This window comes from Microbacterium sp. GQ128, assembly GCF_059758615.1.
In genome coordinates this window covers 488,708-505,460 of the sequence record NZ_JCAXDY010000001.1, presented here as the reverse complement: position 1 = coordinate 505,460, position 16,753 = coordinate 488,708, and the positions used below count along the sequence as shown (strand labels likewise).

The following is a 16,753-nucleotide window of genomic DNA, read 5'->3' as shown; positions in this document are numbered from 1 at the left end:
CGAAACTCCAGAACGGGATGGACAGAGGGAGGGTGTTGCACCCATTCTGGACCGCGCCTCCGACAGGAGGGAGGCGCGGCCTCGAATATCACTCTGCGTGACGCAGGCGGAGCTTGTCCTCGTTGATCTCGTGCAGCGCGATGGTGAGCGGCTTGTCCTCGACGGAGGAGTCGACGAGCGGACCCACGTTGTCGAACAGGTTGCCCTCGTGCAGGTCCGAGTAGTAGTCGTTGATCTGGCGCGCGCGCTTCGCGGCGTAGATGACGAGCTCGTACTTGGAGTCGACGCGGTCGAGCAGGTTGTCGATGGGGGGATCGATGATGCCGTTGTTGTGTCCGGCCATGGTGAGACCTCCTGGTCAGGCGACGGGATCGTCGCGAAGTCGGTGCGAAATGGCGCGCGAAGACGCTCAGCGCGCAGAGCTTGAAGACAATTCTACGACCTCGCGGGCCGCCGTGGCGACGTCCTCGTTCACGATGAGGTGATCGAACTCGTTCTGAGCGGCGAGTTCACCCTTCGCGGTGCGCAATCTGCGGGCGCGCTCCTCGGCATCCTCGGTGCCGCGGCCGACCAGCCGATGCACCAGCTCATCCCAGCTCGGAGGCAGCAGGAAGATGAGTGTCGCCGCGGGTTCCGCGGCCCGCACCTGACGTGCGCCCTGCAGATCGATCTCGAGCAGGACGGTCTTGCCCTCGGCCAGCGCGGTGTCGATCGGCGCACGGGGCGTTCCATAACGGGAACGGTTGTGGACCACGGCGTACTCGAGGAGCTCGTCCTCGGCGATCAGCCGGTCGAACTCCGTGTCGTCCACGAAGTAGTAGTGCACGCCGTCGATCTCGCCCGGGCGCGGAGGCCGCGTGGTCGCCGACACCGACAGGTGGATCTCCGGGTTGTGCTCGCGGATGTGCGCGGCGACGGTGCCCTTGCCCACGGCGGTGGGTCCGGCGAGCACCAGCAGGCGGCTGCGTGCACCGCGCGGGGTCGGCACCGGGAAGCGTGAGTCGAGCCACTCCTCCAGCACTCGGCGCTGCCGAGCTCCGAGCCCACCGAGGCGCTTCACGGGCGAGATCTGCAGCTCGTCCAGCACGCGGTCGCGCTTGCCGGCCCCGATCGCGGGGAGAGCGAGGAGGAAATCGGTGATGCGCATCGATCCCTCGACCGAGTCGGCGTCCGCCGTGGCTCGATGCAGCACCGTCTGTGGGGTCACCACCCGCATCGTGAGGTCGCGCTTGACCGAAGCCCTGGCGCGTCGGCGCTCCACGGCGCGTCGTGCCGCCGCGGCCCTGTCGACCTCGGGAACCGTGCGCTGCGCGTCAGACACCGGCCACCTCGAGGTACTCGGCGGCGCGTGCGGTGATCGCCTCGGCCAGGTCGACGGGACCGGCGGAGAGCAGGCTGCGGCTCTCGCTCGCGATCACCGCGTCGGTCATCGCGCCGAAGCGGGCGCGGAGGTCTGCCGGCGTCGCTCCCTGCGCGCCGAAGCCCGGGGCGAGGATGGGGGCGGCCGGAGTGAATGCGGAGATTCCCGCCAGAGCCCAGTCGACCGTCGCACCGATGACGAAGCCGAAGCTGCCCCACTCCCCTGCCGGAGACGACTCGACGTTGCGGGCCGTCACCTCGGCGATGACCGACGCGGACACGGTGTCGCCGGACGCGTTCACGGAGCGCTGGAGCGACTCGGCTTCCGGGTTGCTGGTCGCTGCGAGCACGAAGAGCCCCTTGCCGTGGTCGGCGGCCAGGGCGAATGCCCCGTCGAGAGCGCCGACGCCGAGGAACGGGTTGACCGTGAGCGCATCGGCTTCGAGCGGGGAACCCGGGGTGAGCCACGCGCGCGCGTAGTCATCCATCGTCGATCCGATGTCGCCCCGCTTGGCGTCGGCGATCACGAGGAGGCCGGCTGCACGCGCTGCCGCGAGGACGTCCTCGAGCGCAGCGATGCCCTGCGAACCGAAGCGCTCGAAGAACGAGATCTGCGGCTTGACGATGCCTACCCGCCCGGAAGCAGCCTCGACCGTGCGCAGACCGAACTCACGCACGCCCTGCGCGTCGTCGGTCAGCCCCCACGCCGCGAGCAGCGCGGCGTGGGGGTCGATGCCGACGCAGAGCGGTCCGCGCGCGTGCAGCGCCGCGCGGACCCGCTCGCCGAAGCGTTCGCTCACAGTGCCGCCTTCCGGTCCAACGCGTACTCCTGCAGGCTCTTCACCTGGAAGCCCTCGTGGGCCGCGTCCATGCCGCTCACGGCCGCGCCGAGCACGGCCATGGTCGTGAACAGGGCCTTGTCCGCGGCGACGGCCGCCGCGCGGATCTCATAGCCGTCGGCACGAGCGGCCCCACCCGAAGGGGTGTTCACGACGATGTCGATCGCTCCCTCGTTGATGAGGTCGACGATATTCTTCGCCCCCGACTCCTGCGTCGCGCTGTACTTCTCGACCAGGGTCACGGCGATGCCGTTGCGGGAGAGGATCTCGGCGGTGCCCTCGGTCGCGACGATGTTGAAGCCCAACTGCTGCAGACGGTGCGCGGGCAGGATCACGGCGCGCTTGTCCGAGTCGGCGACCGAGATGAACACGGTTCCCGAGGTGGGCATGCCACCGTAGGCCGCTGCCTGGCTCTTCGCGAAAGCCGTCGGGAAGTCGCGGTCGATGCCCATGACCTCTCCGGTCGAGCGCATCTCCGGGCCGAGAATGGAGTCGACCGTCTTGCCGTCTGCGGTGCGGAAGCGCTTGAACGGGAGCACGGCCTCCTTGACCGACACCGGAGCGTCGAGGGGCACGCGGGATCCGTCCTGCTCCGGGAGCATGCCCTCGGCACGCAGCTCGGCGACCGTGGATCCGGTCATGATGCGGCTGGCCGCCTTGGCCATCGGGATGCCGAGAGCTTTCGACACGAACGGCACGGTGCGGCTGGCGCGAGGGTTCGCCTCGATGACGTAGAGCACGCCGGCGCTGATGGCGAATTGCACGTTCAGCAGTCCGCGCACGCCGACGCCCTTCGCGATCGCGAGGGTGGCCTCGCGCACGCGGTCGACGTCGGTGCGGCCGAGCGAGACCGGCGGCAGCGTGCAGCTGGAGTCGCCCGAGTGGATGCCCGCCTCTTCCAGGTGCTCCATGACGCCGCCGATGTACAGATCGGTGCCGTCGTAGAGTGCGTCCACGTCGAGCTCGATCGCATCGTCGAGGAAGCGGTCGACCAGGAGCGGCTTGCCCTCCTCGATGACAACCTCGCCCGCGGTGCGCACGAAGTAGTCACGCAGCGATGCGGTGTCGTAGACGATCTCCATGCCCCGGCCGCCGAGGACGAAGCTCGGGCGCACCAGCACCGGGTAGCCGATCTCCTCGGCGATGCGCACGGCGCCCTCGACGTCGATCGCGGTGCCGTTGCGCGGCGCGACGAGGCCTGCATCGTCGAGCAGACGGGAGAAGAGCTCGCGCTCCTCGGCCAGGTCGATCGCCTCGGGGCTGGTGCCGAGCACCGTGTACCCGGCGGCCTCGATGCCCTTCGCGAGCCCGAGCGGCGTCTGACCGCCCAGCTGGCACACGACTCCGAGGATCGTTCCGCTCGCCGCCTCCGCGTCCAGCACCTCCAGCACGTCTTCGAGCGTCAGCGGCTCGAAGTACAGGCGGTCGGAGGTGTCGTAGTCGGTCGACACGGTCTCCGGGTTGCAGTTGACCATCACGGTCTCGAACCCGGCGTCCGACAACGCGAACGAGGCGTGCACGCAGGAGTAGTCGAACTCCACACCCTGACCGATGCGGTTCGGGCCCGATCCGATGATGACGACCTTGGTCCGCTCGGACGGCGCGACCTCGGTCTCGAAGTCGTAGCTCGAGTAGTGGTACGGCGTCAGGGCCGGGAACTCGCCGGCGCAAGTGTCGACCGTTTTGTACACCGGGCGGATGCCGAGGCCGTGGCGGACACCGCGCACCTCGGCCTCGTTCGTGCCGCGGATCTCGGCGAGCTGCGCGTCGGAGAATCCGTGCTCCTTCGCGTAGCGGAGGGTCGCGGCATCCAGCTCGGGAGCCGTCCGCACGATCTCGGCGACCTCGTTGATGAGCACGATCTGGTCGAGGAACCACGGGTCGATGGCCGTCGCATCGAACGCCTGCTCGACGGTCGCGCCCTTGCGCAGGGCCTGCTGCAGCGTCACGATCCGACCGTCGGTCGGGATCTTCGAGATCTCGAGCAGCTCCTCCACCGAGCGCTCCTCGGCGCCCCAGTGGAAGCTCGATCCGCGCTTCTCCAGAGAACGCAGGGCCTTCTGGAGGGCGGTCGCGTAGTTGCGGCCGATCGCCATCGCCTCGCCCACCGACTTCATGGTGGTGGTCAGCGTCGCGTCGGCTGCCGGGAACTTCTCGAACGCGAAGCGCGGCACCTTGACGACGACGTAGTCGAGCGTGGGCTCGAAGCTCGCCGGCGTCACACCGGTGATGTCGTTCGGGATCTCGTCGAGACGGTAGCCCAGGGCCAGCTTGGCCGCGAGCTTCGCGATCGGGAATCCCGTCGCCTTCGACGCCAGAGCGCTGGACCGCGAGACGCGCGGGTTCATCTCGATGACGATGATGCGGCCGTTCGACGGGTCCACCGCGAACTGGATGTTGCAGCCGCCGGTGTCGACGCCCACGGCGCGGATGATGTCGATGCCGATGTCGCGCATCTTCTGGTACTCGCGGTCGGTGAGGGTCAACGCGGGTGCGACGGTGATCGAGTCGCCCGTGTGCACGCCGACCGGGTCGACGTTCTCGATCGAGCAGACCACGACCGTGTTGTCGGCGGTGTCGCGCATGAGCTCGAGCTCGTACTCCTTCCAGCCGAGGATCGACTCCTCCAGGAGTACCTCGGTCGTGGGCGAGTCGCGCAGGCCCGCGCCGGCAATGCGACGCAGGTCGCTCTCGTCGTACGCGAACCCGGAGCCCAGGCCGCCCATCGTGAAGCTCGGGCGGACGACCAACGGGTAGCCGAGCTCGTCGGCGGCCGCCAGGACCTCGTCCATCGTGTGGGCGATGCGGGAGTCCGCCACGTCGGCACCGGCATCGAGGACCAGCTGCTTGAAGATCTGACGATCCTCGCCCTTGTTGATCGCCTCGAAGTTGGCGCCGATGAGCTCGACGTCGTACTTCTCCAGGATGCCGTGATTGTGCAGCTCGATCGCGGCGTTCAGCGCGGTCTGACCCCCGAGCGTCGGGAGGATCGCGTCGGGGCGCTCCTTCGCGATGATCGTCTCGATGACCTGCCATGTGATCGGCTCGATGTACGTCGCGTCGGCGAAGTCCGGGTCGGTCATGATGGTGGCCGGGTTGGAGTTGACCAGGATGACCCGGACGCCCTCCTCGCGGAGCACGCGGCACGCCTGGGTGCCGGAGTAGTCGAACTCGCAGGCCTGGCCGATGACGATCGGGCCGGAGCCGATGACGAGGACGGAGTTGATGTCGTCGCGCTTGGGCATTACTTGGAGTCCTTCTGGCTTGCGATGACCAGGTCGCGGAACCTGTCGAAGAGGTAGTTGGCGTCGTGCGGGCCGGCCGCCGCCTCGGGGTGGTACTGCACCGAGAAGGCGGGGATGTCGAGGGCGCGGAGTCCCTCCACGACGTTGTCGTTGAGGCCGACGTGGCTGACCTCGACCTTGCCGTAGCCGTTCGGGCTGTCGAACGAGCCCTCCAGGGGCGCCTCGACCGCGAAGCCGTGGTTGTGGGCCGTGATCTCGACCTTCCCGGTCTCCTTGTCGAGCACCGGCTGGTTGATGCCGCGGTGGCCGAAGGGCAGCTTGTAGGTGCCGAGGCCGAGCGCGCGACCCAGCAGCTGGTTGCCGAAGCAGATCCCGAAGAACGGGAGGCCGTCGTCCAGCACCGAACGGAGAAGTTCGACGTGGTCGCCGGAGGCCGCCGGGTCTCCGGGGCCGTTCGAGTAGAAGACGGCGACGGGGTCGATCGCGCGGATCTCGTCGATCGTCACGTCCTGCGGGAGCACGTGCACCTCGAAGCCGCGGGCGGCCAGGTTGTCGATCGTCGCCTGCTTCACACCGAGGTCGAGCACAGCGAGGTTGCCGATCCGGTTCCCCATGGCCGTCGTGATGGTCGCGACGTCGACGGAGACCTCGGCGGAGAGGTTGCGACCCGCCATCTCGGGCGCTTCGCGGACGATGCGCACCTGCTCCTCCGAGTCGAGGGCGGCGTCCGCGCCGGAGAAGATCCCGCCGCGCATGGAGCCGGCCGAGCGGATGTGGCGGGTGATCGAACGGGTGTCGATGCCGCTGATGCCCACGACGCCGTCTGCGACGAGCACGTCGTCGAGCGAGGCGTTCGCCCGCCAGTTGGAGACCACGCGCGAAGGGTCGCGCACGATGTAGCCGGCGACCCAGATGCGGCGGGATTCCGCGTCCTCGTCGTTCATGCCGGTGTTGCCGATGTGCGGCGCGGTCTGCAGGACGATCTGCCCCGCGTACGAGGGGTCGGTGATCGTCTCCTGGTAGCCGGACATGCCGGTCGCGAAGACGACCTCGCCCAGGGTGCGGCCGCGGGCGCCGTACGCGCGTCCGGTGTGGCGGGTACCGTCTTCCAGGACGAGGACGGCGGGATCGGGCAGCTGGGCCGCAGCGGCCTGTCCGGGGGGTGTCGAGAGTGTCATGACGTTGCTCCTGTGTCGGGGGCGGCGGGGACGAGCCGCTGCAGGTCGGAGATGAGAGTCTGCGGGTCGCCGGTGGCGAGCCGCAGGTAGCTGTCGACGATCGTGTCGTCGTCGATGTTCCAGGCGATGCGCACGAGGCCGCCGGGCTCGACGACCCGGTCGATCGTGACCGTTGCGCGGTCGACGGCCACGAGCCGGGCGTTCGCGAGGAACACCGTCGGCGCGCCGTCGAGGCAGAGGGCGATGCCGCGATCCGTGAGGGCGAGTTCACCGCGGGCCCGGTACGCGAGAGGCGAGACCGCCAGACGCTCGAGCGGCTGCTCGTGCCGTGTCGTCGACACGTACAGCACCTCGTCGCGGCGGGAGACCTCCGCGTGCTCCGGAACCCCCAGCGGGGCCGTGAACACAGAGTCGCGGCGGATTCGTCGTCGCCAGGCGAACAGCATCGCGAGCAGCACCAGGAGCGCGACCGCGATCGTGATCGCGACAGCGAGGTCCCGAGCGCTCATGCGCGAAGCTCCTCGACGACGCTGCCGCCGTCGACCGTGAGGATGCCGCCGTGGATCGTGTACTCGACGCGTCCGGGAAGAGCGCGGCCGAGGTACGGCGAGTTCACGCTGCGACCGTGCAGGTCCGCCTCCGTGAAGACGCCGTCGACGGAGGCGTCGTACAGGGTGATCTGGGCGGGCTGACCGACCTCCAGCGGCGTGCCGTGGCCGGCGAGCCGGCCGATGCGCGCCGGCGTGGCGCTCATCACGCGTGCCACGTCTGACCATTCGAGCAGCCCGGTCTGCACCATCGACTGGTGCACCACCCGCAGCGCGCTCTCGAGCCCGACCATGCCGTTCGCCGCTGCCTGCCACTCGCATGCCTTGTGCTCGCTCGGGTGCGGGGCGTGGTCGGTGGCGACGATGTCGATCGTGCCGTCGGCGAGGCCCTCGCGCACGGCGAGCACGTCCTCTTCGCGACGCAGAGGAGGATTCACCTTGTACCGTGCGTCATATCCGCGCACGAGCTCGTCGGTCAGCAGCAGGTGGTGCGGGGTGACCTCGGCCGTCACGTCGATGCCGCGCTTCTTGGCCCACCGGATGATGTCCACCGAGCCCGCGGTCGAGAGGTGGCACACGTGCAGGCGCGAGCCGACATGCTCGGCGAGCAGCACGTCGCGGGCGATGATCGACTCCTCGGCGACAGCGGGCCAGCCAGCGAGGCCCAGTTCTGCCGAGACGGTGCCCTCGTTCATCTGGGCGCCCTCGGTGAGGCGGGGATCCTGCGCGTGCTGGGCGATGACGCCCCCGAAGGACTTCACGTACTCCAGCGCGCGGCGCATGATCAGCGGGTCGAACACGCAGAAGCCGTCGTCGCTGAAGACGCGGACCTGCGCGCGCGAGGTCGCCATCGCGCCCAGCTCGGCGAGGCGCTCGCCCTTCTGGCCGACGGTCACCGCGCCGATGGGCTGCACGGTGGCGTAGCCGGCAGCCTCGCCGAGCGCGAGTTCCTGCTCGACCACGCCCGCGGTGTCGGCGACCGGTGACGTGTTGGGCATGGCGAAGACGGCCGTGAAGCCACCGGCGGCTGCAGCCCTCGTGCCGGTGAGGATCGTCTCGGATGCCTCGTAGCCGGGCTCGCGCAGATGGGTGTGCAGGTCGACCAGACCCGGCAGCGCGACGAGGCCCGCCGCGTCGATGACGCGAGCGCCCGAACGGCTCAGCCCGCTGCCGATCTCAGCGATCCGACCGTCCTCGATGATGATGTCGGCGCTCTCGGCACCGATCAGCTGTGCACCGGTGATGACGAGGGTCTCGCTCACAGGTCTCCCCCTCGTTCGTCGTCTCGTTCTCCTGCCAGCAGCAGGTACAGCACCGCCATGCGGACGGACACCCCGTTCGTGACCTGTTCCAGCACCGTCGAGCGGGGGGAATCGGCAGCTTCCGAGGAGATCTCCAGTCCCCGGTTCATGGGTCCGGGGTGCATCACAATGCTACCGCCCGGAAGAGTGGCCACACGCCGTGCGTCCAGACCCCAGCGTCGGGAATACTCCCGCTCAGTCGGGAAATACGCGGCGTTCATCCGCTCCAGCTGGATGCGCAGCATCATCACCGCATCCGGCTCGTCCGCCAGAGCCTGATCGAGGTCGTAGACGACCCGCACCGGCCAGAGCGAGACGTTCTGCGGAACCAACGTGGGCGGTGCCACCAGGGTGACCTCGGCCCCGAGCGTGGTGAGCAGCCAGACGTTCGAGCGGGCGACCCGCGAGTGCAGGACATCGCCGACGATCACGACGCGCATCCCGCTCAGGTCCTGGCCGCGGCTGTCGGCGCCGAACCGGCGTTTGCGGATCGTGAAGGCATCGAGCAGCGCCTGGGTCGGGTGCTCGTGCGTGCCGTCGCCGGCGTTCACGACTCCGGCCGAGATCCAGCCGCTCGTCGCGAGGGTCTGCGGCGCACCGGAGCCGGGGTGTCGCACCACGACCGCATCGGCGCCGATGGCCTCGAGCGTCTGCGCGGTGTCCTTCAGGCTCTCGCCCTTCGAGACGCTCGAACCTTTCGCAGCGAAGTTGATGACATCGGCGGAGAGGCGCTTGGCCGCGGCCTCGAACGAGATGCGCGTGCGGGTCGAGTCCTCGAAGAAGAGGTTCACGACGGTCTTACCGCGCAGTGTCGGGAGCTTCTTGACCTCGCGCGACTGGGTGTCGGACATGTCTTCGGCGACGTCGAGGATACGCAGGGCGGTCGCTCGGTCGAGCGTGCGGGTGTCGAGGAGGTGTCTCATTCGCCGATCGTCACCTCCTCGGCGCCGTCGTTCTCGAAGAGACGCACGTTGACCCGCTCGGTGCGGGCGGAGGGGATGTTCTTGCCGATGAAGTCGGGACGGATCGGAAGCTCGCGGTGCCCACGATCGACGAGGATCGCCAGGCGCACGACCGCGGGGCGGCCGATCGACTGGATCGCGTCGAGTGCGGCCCGGATGCTGCGACCGGAGAAGAGCACGTCGTCGACGAGCACCACCGTCTTGCCGTCGATGCCGCCCACCGGGATCTCGGTGGGCTGCGGCGATCGGGTCGGGTGCTTGGCGAGGTCATCGCGGAACAGCGTGACGTCGAGTGATCCGACCGGGACGGACCGTTGTGCGATCTCGCTGATCAGCAGGCCGAGGCGATGTGCGAGGGTGACTCCGCGGGTCGGGATACCCAGCAGGACGAGGTTCTCGGCGCCTCGATTGGATTCGAGGATCTCGTGCGCGATACGGGTCAGCGCTCGTGAGATGTCGGCTTCGTGCAGCACGGTGCGCATGCTCATCGGCCGCTCCCTTCTCCGCCTCACAGGACGGTGTTAAAGGTTGCTTGTCATGCCAGTGTATCGGAGCCTTCAGGCACCCACGACAGCGACGCCGCGTTCGCGGGCCACGCTCGCGAGTCGACGATCGAAGGTGGCGAGCGTGGCGCCGAACTCTTCCGCTGTGACGAGGACGGCGCAATCCGGCAGCTTCAGCGACGATGTTGCTCGCAGACGTGCGATGTGGACCGCTTCGTCCACCGTCTCCTCGCGCCGCAAGAGCCCGAGGGAATCGATCTTCGCGAGGTCGGCGAGTTCCGTGCCCATGCGAGCGGGGTGCACCAGGGCTTCCGCCAGCGTCAGCGGGTGGATCAGCAGATCCTCCTCTGTGTCGAGGATCTCGAACGCCGCGTCCTGATGGATGTCATCCACCGAGAGGTGCGCGATGAGCACACCGGCGTCGAGCACGATCACTCCGGCCAGTCCTTCCGGAGTTCTTCGAGATACCCCGGTGGATACGCGACCGTTCCTCTCGTCGCCTCCAGCGCGGCGCGTCGCGCTGCCCGCTTTGCCGAACGCCTGCTGGCGAGAGCCTCGGCGCCCAGCACCGCCAGCCTCGCGACGAGTTCGGACTTCGGCAGGCCGGGCCACTCCTGCTCCGCGAGCTCCACAGCATCTCGGAGCTGCGCGGTCTGGGTGACCTGAATCCGCGTCAAGGCTGTGGGCATGCCGTCAGAGTACCACCGCAATGCCGAGGTGGTACAGGTCAGCTCGCCTCCTGCAGCACCGGGTCGGTGACGTCGTCGATCTTCGACGAACGGATCGCGTGCCCGGCGGTCGAGAGGCAGCGCCCGGTCTTCAGGTCCCACTTCCAGTCGTGCATGCTGCACGTGAGGATGCCGTCTTCGTCGACCGTTCCCGTACGGGTGAGGTCTGCGCGCAGGTGCGGACAGCGGCGCTGCACGACCCAGTCGCCGATCTCGGCATCCTCCGTCTGGTCGGTCTGCTCCTGGTACCAGTTCTCGACGTACTCGATGCGGTCGACCGAGAGGCACTTGAGGAACGTGGTGAGGAACTCGTTGAACTTGCCGCTTCGTCCCACGGAGAACTGCATGGAGAGGAAGATCGAGTTCGACCAGTCGATCTCGTGGTCGACGATGTTGGTCGAGACGAGGTCGGCGGGGATCGTGTACCAGTACACGCACTCCTCGCCCGCATACTCGCGGACCTTGGCCCGCGGGAAGTCCACGACCATGTCGAGCTCGCCGATGCGGAAGCGCACGCAGCCGCCGACCCCGAGCCGGATCGTGCGGGACTTCTTCAGCAGCGGCTCCCACCAGTTCTTGATCGCCTCGAGCATCTCCGCCGGCGGGATGATCTCGGCGCGAGAGGCCTCCTCGTCGCGGATCTCCTGCTGACGGCTCGCGCGCTGTCCCTCGAGGTAGTCCCACTTCTCATCGAAGATGTGCGCGATCTCGGCCTCGGTGTACAGGGTCTGCTCGGTCGTGACCGCTCCCCCGTCGACCGTGACCACGGTGCCGGGAATGAACAGCTGGCCGTCGTACTGCGGCGCGAGCTCCTTCATGTGCGCGAGGAACTGCTTCTGATCCGTGAAGATCGATTCGCCGTTGTTGCCGAGCCCGTTGAAGTCGAAGAGGTCGTCGCGGAGGAACATGGGCGGGCCGGCCATCGGGAAGACGTGCGGGGCGTCGACCTTCTCGATGTAGTACATGGCGCGCTTGTTCTGCGCCTCGCGCTTGAGTCGGGCGAAGTTCTGCTTGGCGTCGAGCGGCAGGTCGTAGACCATGGGCCACCAGATGGCACCCGACACCTGGGTGAAGTAGGCATCGGGCTTGCCGAAGTCGAGCAGCTTCTCGAGGTCGAGCGGGTGCGAGTCGTTCTGGTTGAGCACCGAGCCGGTGCCGTCGTCGACGCTCAGCGAGGAGTCGCCGATCGGGCCGTCGCTGGGCGCGCGCAGCGGCGTGATCATCATCTTGAGCTCGCCGCGCTGGATCACCTGACCGGCCGGTGCGTAGGTGATGTTCGTGTATCCGAGTGCCCGGATGTCCTTCTCGAGGTCATCGGTCGGGTACTCCGGAAGCAGCACCTCGATGTCCTTGCGGATGTACCGCTCGAGGAGCTTCGGGTCGAAGTGATCGCGGTGGCGGTGCGAGATCCAGAGGAAGTCGGCTTCGCGGCCGAAGCGCTCCCAGTCGAGGCCGCGGTTGTCGGGGAATGGGAACCAGGAACCGTAGAACGACGGCCCGAGGACCGGGTCGCAGATGATGTTCCCGCCCAAAGTCTCGATGAACATCCCGGCGTGGCCGAGTCCCGTGATCCGCATTGCATTCCTCCCGAAAGTGAACCGTTCGATTGTACCGAGGGCTCCCTGTGGGACCGGTCGACCCCGCCGTGAGTAATCCGGTCAGGCGTCGAATGCCGCGGCGGCCTCGCCGACGTATCGCCGCGCGAGGCCGCCGCGCCGCACGTCAGACGTTGGAGCCGTGGGGGAATCGCTGCCGGGACGAGCCGATGATCAACAAACTGATGAGCGCTGCCAGTGCGGCTATCAGGAGAGTAGTGGCACCTAGGGATCCGGTGATCGTCACGGCCGGAGCATCTTCCCATCCGCCAGCGCCGCGAAACGTCGCCACAAATGGAATAGAGATCGTCGTCCCGCCGCCGAATGCCGCGGCCGCGCATAGCATCCATCCCACGAGCACGATCCCGGCCGAGATGAGGAGTGAATGAAGAACGACCAGGCAATAGCCAACCGTCGGCGAAGCCGAGCCACGCATTCCGATCACCGCTTCAGTGCTCGTCATCGTACGCACCTGGCAGTGAAGCCGTTCTTCGTAGACAGCTCGGGATACTTCCCCATTGCCCGGCACGTGTTCCACCAGCTGACAACGATCCAAGTAGCGACACCGAGTACCGCTGCGGCAACGACGATCATCGCGATCGTCGTCACGACGATAACGACCAAGGGGAGAGGGTCGGCGACGACGGGGTACGCCACATCACTCAGGGCCTGATGCTCGACAATCTGCGTCAAGGTGGTTCCCTCGACGTCGTAATGCGTTGGTACTGCCTCGCCATCGGCGTCGCGGGCCCAAGCCGGCTCAAAGACCACCTTGGTCGCACCTTGCGCATCAATGATCTGCGCCCCGCCCTCGTCAGTCGCCACGAGCATGTGCCCTGCGGGAATCGACAGTTCATACGCGTAGGACTCGGACGCCCGTTCGTTTTCGATGACGGAGAGGAGCTGTACGCCGCCCTCCGTCGGAACGACGGCGTTGGAGCTCTCGCCGCCGGACGCAAACGCGATGGCGCCGTTCTCCAGCGTGCTGGCGGGTCCTGCGGTTGCGGCATTGGGGAGAGATATCCCGAGCGAGAACTCCCCTACGGTCATGGAAACGCCATCTCCGGCATTGGCCGGGATGATCACGTCCAAATGGGCGTCGCCCGTGACAGCAGCGGAATTGTCCCGCGCTGGCGACTGGGAGCCGACGGGGTGCTGGAGCAGACCTTCATCCAGGTTGTCTAGAGCGCTTGCGACCGCCTGATCCCCCTCCCTATACGAGGGCGTTCCTTCCTCGGCGAGAGCCGGTGTGACCGTCACCAAAGTTGCTGCCAACGCTCCCGCGATGACGATTCCTACTGTCCGGTGCGTTCTCATGTGCATCTTCGTCTCTTCTCTATTCAATTCCCGCTAACCGGTAACACTCTAGCTGCGCACGGGTTGCGAGCGCTTGCACGTCGAACTTCTCGTAGTGCGCCCCACCCACCCCCTCAGGGTCGAGCTCCAGACGACGCGCCTACACTCGTCCTCCATTGAAACGCTCCGTGAGTAATCCGGTCAGGCGTCGAACAGTCCGCGGATGTCGTCGGCGGAGAGGGACTGCGCGAACAGCGCCTCGTCGTCGAGGACCGCCGTGAACAGGCGCGCCTTCCGGCGCTGGAGTTCGAGCACCTTCTCCTCGATCGTGCCGGTGGCGATCATTCGATAGACGAACACCTGGCTGTCCTGACCGATGCGATGCGTGCGGTCGACGGCCTGCGCCTCGGCAGCCGGGTTCCACCACGGGTCGAGCAGGAAGACATAGTCGGCCTCGGTGAGGGTGAGTCCGAAACCTCCGGCCTTCAGGCTGATGAGGAACACCGGCTGCTCCCCCGACGTGAAGCCGTCGACCACCTTCTGGCGGTGTCGCGTCGAACCGTCGAGATGCGCATACGGGATGCCTGCGGCATCGAGGCGCGCCGCGGCCATGTCGAGGAACGACGTGAACTGGCTGAACACCAGAGCCCGATGCCCCTCCGCCTGCAGTTCGATCACGCGCTCGAGCAGAACATCGAGCTTGCGGGAGCCGATCTTCGCGTCTTCGGGATCGATCAGGCCGGGAGCGAGACTGAGCATGCGCATCAGCGTCAGGGAGCGGAACACGATGAAGCGGTTGCGGTCGAGGTCTTCCAGCAGCCCCAGCACCTTCTGCCGCTCGCGTTGAAGGACGACCTCGTAGAGCGCCCGGTGGGAAGAGCTCAGCTCGACCTCGAGGATCTGCTCCTGTTTCGCCGGCAGCTCCGGGGCGACGAGCTCTTTCGTGCGTCGCAGCAAAAGTGGACGGATGCGGCGGCGCAGCCGCTCGAGGCGGCGCTGGCGATACTCGCCACCCTCCTCGTTCTCGGGAACCTTGCCCTGCTCGATCGGCTGGATGTAGTCCTCACGGAACTTCCGGGCCGAGGCGAAGAGACCGGGCGCCGTCAGCTTGAGCAGCGCCCACAACTCGCTCAGACTGTTCTCCATCGGGGTCCCGGTGACCGCGAAGGTGACGTCGGCGCGGAAGGTCGCGACCGCACGGTGCAGCTTGGTCTCCGGGTTCTTGACGAACTGTGCCTCGTCGAGGATGAGACCGGCCCATTCGACACCGGCGTACACGTCTTCGTCGAGCCGTGCGACCGCATAGGTCGTGATCACCAGGTCGATGTCGTGAAGCGAGTCGGTCAGCGCCGGACCCTGCGTGCTCGCTCTGACCAGCACGCGCAGCGTCGGCGCGAATCGTGCGGCCTCACCACGCCAGGTCGCGAGGACAGACGTCGGAACGACGACGAGGAACGGTCGCCGCTCCCCCGCTTCGCGCGCGTGCATGATGAGGGCCAGCAGCTGCAGCGTCTTGCCGAGGCCCATATCGTCGGCGAGGATGCCGCCCAGCCGGTGAGCCCACAGGAAGGAGAGCCAGTCGAGTCCCTCCTTCTGATACGGGCGGAGTTCGGCCGTGATCCCCTGCGGCACCGTCACCGCCGGTACCGAGCTCGCCCGACGCAGGCCGTCGGCCGTGGCCCGCCACGTCACAGCGGGAAGCGCTTCATCAGCGAGATCCTCGAACTCCTCCCAGAGGTCGGTCTGGTGCCGGCTGATGCGAGGACCGGTCTCCCACTCCTCGAGCTCGCCAGCCTCCTCGATCAGCTCACGGAGACGATCCAGCGCGCGGTGACTCAGCGAGAAATAGCCCCCGTCGGAGAGGAGGAGCTTCCTCTTCCCCGTGCTCAACGCCGTGAAGAGTGGACCGAACGGGATCGTCCGACCGTCGATCGTCACCAGGATGCCGAGATCGAACCAGTCGGGGTCGGTGCTCTCGACGGTGGTGACCGTGATCTCCGGCTCGCCCGTCAGCTCGTGATAGCTCTTGGTGCGACCCGTCACGGTGACCGTGACGCCCTCGGCCTCCAGCGCCGGCACCACACGGCTGACGAACTCGGCGGCGGCGACGTCGTGGAACGCGCCCGTTGGTGCGAGCTCCTCCCCCAGCCGTTCCGTCCACACGCTTTGGAGAGCGCCCAGGATCGCCTGCTCACCGGGGATGTCGCGTACTGCATCGGCACTCGGCGCGAAGGGAACCAGTCCGAACCCGTGGTAGTCCCACTCGAACGTGTACTTCACGGTGTCGCCCCGCTGGAAGGACAGGGCCAGCACGGCGCGCGGCGCGGGAAGCGGCGGCAGCTCGATCCGGCCGACCGGGCGAACGTCGATGCGACGCGCCAACAGCGGATAGGCGTCACGGAAGAACGCCGCCTCGTCGTGAGCGGGCACCTCGAGGCCGTCTCGGGCGCCGAGCAGAGCGTGGACGGGTCGGCTGATCGACACCTCCGCCAGCGTCACGCGGAGCGTCGTCCCGCGTTGCGCGACCTCGTACACCCCGCTGTGCCCGATGGGCCGCACGGCGGAGGGTTCCACCTCGCGGCCGTCGATCGTGACAGCCGTCTGCACGATGAGTCCGCCGTCGCCGCGTCCGACGGTCGCACCGATCGACGCGTGCTCCGCGAGCACGACGGTCGTGCTCTTCTGGGTGGCGACCAGGGGGATCCCGACGGCGGCCGCAGCACGAAGGTGCCCCCAGAGCAGGCCGGACTCGATCAGGTCGACCACCAGCCAGTCGCCGGCCGTTCCGGAGAGGAGCGTGTCGCGCGCGATGCTGAGCAGGTCGGCGAACCACCGCGACCGATCGCGACCGTACTGCGTGGGCGAGCGGCGAACCGCGTCCCACGTCGCGGTGCCCTGCACCCATGCCCCCGTCGCCGCGCTCTTCTCGAGCGGTCGGATTCCGAGCAGGATCTCACCGGTGCGCTTGGCCACATCGCGAGCGGTCGCCGTGCGTTGCGGACGGGACGCCCACGGGTTCGCGCCTCGGCCGTCACGCAACCGAAGTTCGACACCGAGTGCGAGCGGAGTCTCGGCGTCGTCGCGCGGCAAACCGAGGATGGACCGCCAGTCCGCCGATGATGACCCATCGGAGCGGGACGGATCGGACGCAAGGGACATGCCCCCATCCTCTCCGGCACCCCCGACAGTGCCTCGCGCG

The 16,753-nt window shown here is 67.8% G+C and carries 15 protein-coding genes; all 15 read right to left on the bottom strand.

Annotated features, from left to right (window positions below; all coding sequences use genetic code 11):
- Window positions 1-88: 88 nt before the first annotated feature.
- Window positions 89-343, bottom strand: a complete 255-nt coding sequence (rpoZ, locus tag AC6CHX_RS02460) for a DNA-directed RNA polymerase subunit omega (protein WP_017204385.1) — start codon at window positions 341-343, stop codon at window positions 89-91.
- Between the two features lie 66 nt (window positions 344-409).
- A complete protein-coding gene (gmk, locus tag AC6CHX_RS02455) occupies window positions 410-1,321 on the bottom strand; it encodes a guanylate kinase (protein WP_498271514.1) in 912 nt (303 codons plus the stop codon).
- Entirely contained in the window at window positions 1,314-2,159 is an 846-nt protein-coding gene (pyrF, locus tag AC6CHX_RS02450) for an orotidine-5'-phosphate decarboxylase (RefSeq protein ID WP_498271513.1), read from the bottom strand. The genes gmk and pyrF overlap by 8 nt, the downstream gene beginning before the upstream one ends.
- Window positions 2,156-5,443 carry a carbamoyl-phosphate synthase large subunit gene (carB, locus tag AC6CHX_RS02445; protein ID WP_498271512.1) on the bottom strand — a complete coding sequence of 1,096 codons (3,288 nt, stop codon included), beginning with the start codon at window positions 5,441-5,443 and terminating at the stop codon, window positions 2,156-2,158. The genes pyrF and carB overlap by 4 nt, the downstream gene beginning before the upstream one ends.
- Window positions 5,443-6,621 (bottom strand): glutamine-hydrolyzing carbamoyl-phosphate synthase small subunit, encoded by a 1,179-nt coding sequence (gene carA / locus AC6CHX_RS02440; protein WP_498271511.1) that lies wholly within the window; start codon window positions 6,619-6,621, stop codon window positions 5,443-5,445. Before carA ends, carB begins: the two co-directional genes overlap by 1 nt.
- Window positions 6,618-7,130 (bottom strand): PH-like domain-containing protein, encoded by a 513-nt coding sequence (locus AC6CHX_RS02435; RefSeq protein ID WP_136043947.1) that lies wholly within the window; start codon window positions 7,128-7,130, stop codon window positions 6,618-6,620. Before AC6CHX_RS02435 ends, carA begins: the two co-directional genes overlap by 4 nt.
- A complete protein-coding gene (locus tag AC6CHX_RS02430) occupies window positions 7,127-8,431 on the bottom strand; it encodes a dihydroorotase (RefSeq protein WP_498271510.1) in 1,305 nt (434 codons plus the stop codon). Before AC6CHX_RS02430 ends, AC6CHX_RS02435 begins: the two co-directional genes overlap by 4 nt.
- Window positions 8,428-9,393 carry an aspartate carbamoyltransferase catalytic subunit gene (locus AC6CHX_RS02425; RefSeq protein ID WP_498271509.1) on the bottom strand — a complete coding sequence of 322 codons (966 nt, stop codon included), beginning with the start codon at window positions 9,391-9,393 and terminating at the stop codon, window positions 8,428-8,430. Before AC6CHX_RS02425 ends, AC6CHX_RS02430 begins: the two co-directional genes overlap by 4 nt.
- Window positions 9,390-9,920: a bifunctional pyr operon transcriptional regulator/uracil phosphoribosyltransferase PyrR gene (gene pyrR, locus AC6CHX_RS02420; protein WP_498271508.1), complete on the bottom strand. Its 531-nt coding sequence runs from the start codon at window positions 9,918-9,920 to the stop codon at window positions 9,390-9,392. The genes AC6CHX_RS02425 and pyrR overlap by 4 nt, the downstream gene beginning before the upstream one ends.
- Before the next feature lie 69 nt (window positions 9,921-9,989).
- A complete protein-coding gene (locus AC6CHX_RS02415; RefSeq protein ID WP_498271507.1) occupies window positions 9,990-10,370 on the bottom strand; it encodes a type II toxin-antitoxin system VapC family toxin in 381 nt (126 codons plus the stop codon).
- Entirely contained in the window at window positions 10,367-10,624 is a 258-nt protein-coding gene (locus AC6CHX_RS02410; protein WP_498271506.1) for a hypothetical protein, read from the bottom strand. Before AC6CHX_RS02410 ends, AC6CHX_RS02415 begins: the two co-directional genes overlap by 4 nt.
- 38 nt (window positions 10,625-10,662) lie before the next feature.
- Window positions 10,663-12,240: a Rieske 2Fe-2S domain-containing protein gene (locus AC6CHX_RS02405; RefSeq protein ID WP_498271505.1), complete on the bottom strand. Its 1,578-nt coding sequence runs from the start codon at window positions 12,238-12,240 to the stop codon at window positions 10,663-10,665.
- A gap of 145 nt (window positions 12,241-12,385) precedes the next feature.
- Window positions 12,386-12,721, bottom strand: a complete 336-nt coding sequence (locus AC6CHX_RS02400; protein WP_498271504.1) for a hypothetical protein — start codon at window positions 12,719-12,721, stop codon at window positions 12,386-12,388.
- Window positions 12,718-13,575 carry a hypothetical protein gene (locus tag AC6CHX_RS02395; RefSeq protein ID WP_498271503.1) on the bottom strand — a complete coding sequence of 286 codons (858 nt, stop codon included), beginning with the start codon at window positions 13,573-13,575 and terminating at the stop codon, window positions 12,718-12,720. The genes AC6CHX_RS02400 and AC6CHX_RS02395 overlap by 4 nt, the downstream gene beginning before the upstream one ends.
- Before the next feature lie 180 nt (window positions 13,576-13,755).
- Window positions 13,756-16,713: a DEAD/DEAH box helicase gene (locus AC6CHX_RS02390; protein ID WP_498271502.1), complete on the bottom strand. Its 2,958-nt coding sequence runs from the start codon at window positions 16,711-16,713 to the stop codon at window positions 13,756-13,758.
- Between the last annotated feature and the right edge of the window lie 40 nt (window positions 16,714-16,753).

Bases quoted from the DNA above. Each gene is read 5' to 3' on its own strand.
- AC6CHX_RS02410 (WP_498271506.1), bottom strand. From the start codon at position 10,624: ATGCCCACAGCCTTGACGCGGATTCAGGTCACCCAGACCGCGCAGCTC.
- AC6CHX_RS02400 (WP_498271504.1), bottom strand. From the start codon at position 12,721: ATGACGAGCACTGAAGCGGTGATCGGAATGCGTGGCTCGGCTTCGCCG.
- AC6CHX_RS02395 (WP_498271503.1), bottom strand. From the start codon at position 13,575: ATGAGAACGCACCGGACAGTAGGAATCGTCATCGCGGGAGCGTTGGCA.
- AC6CHX_RS02405 (WP_498271505.1), bottom strand. From the start codon at position 12,240: ATGCGGATCACGGGACTCGGCCACGCCGGGATGTTCATCGAGACTTTG.
- rpoZ (WP_017204385.1), bottom strand. From the start codon at position 343: ATGGCCGGACACAACAACGGCATCATCGATCCCCCCATCGACAACCTG.
- carB (WP_498271512.1), bottom strand. From the start codon at position 5,443: ATGCCCAAGCGCGACGACATCAACTCCGTCCTCGTCATCGGCTCCGGC.
- AC6CHX_RS02390 (WP_498271502.1), bottom strand. From the start codon at position 16,713: ATGTCCCTTGCGTCCGATCCGTCCCGCTCCGATGGGTCATCATCGGCG.
- AC6CHX_RS02425 (WP_498271509.1), bottom strand. From the start codon at position 9,393: ATGAGACACCTCCTCGACACCCGCACGCTCGACCGAGCGACCGCCCTG.
- carA (WP_498271511.1), bottom strand. From the start codon at position 6,621: ATGACACTCTCGACACCCCCCGGACAGGCCGCTGCGGCCCAGCTGCCC.
- AC6CHX_RS02435 (WP_136043947.1), bottom strand. From the start codon at position 7,130: ATGAGCGCTCGGGACCTCGCTGTCGCGATCACGATCGCGGTCGCGCTC.
- pyrR (WP_498271508.1), bottom strand. From the start codon at position 9,920: ATGAGCATGCGCACCGTGCTGCACGAAGCCGACATCTCACGAGCGCTG.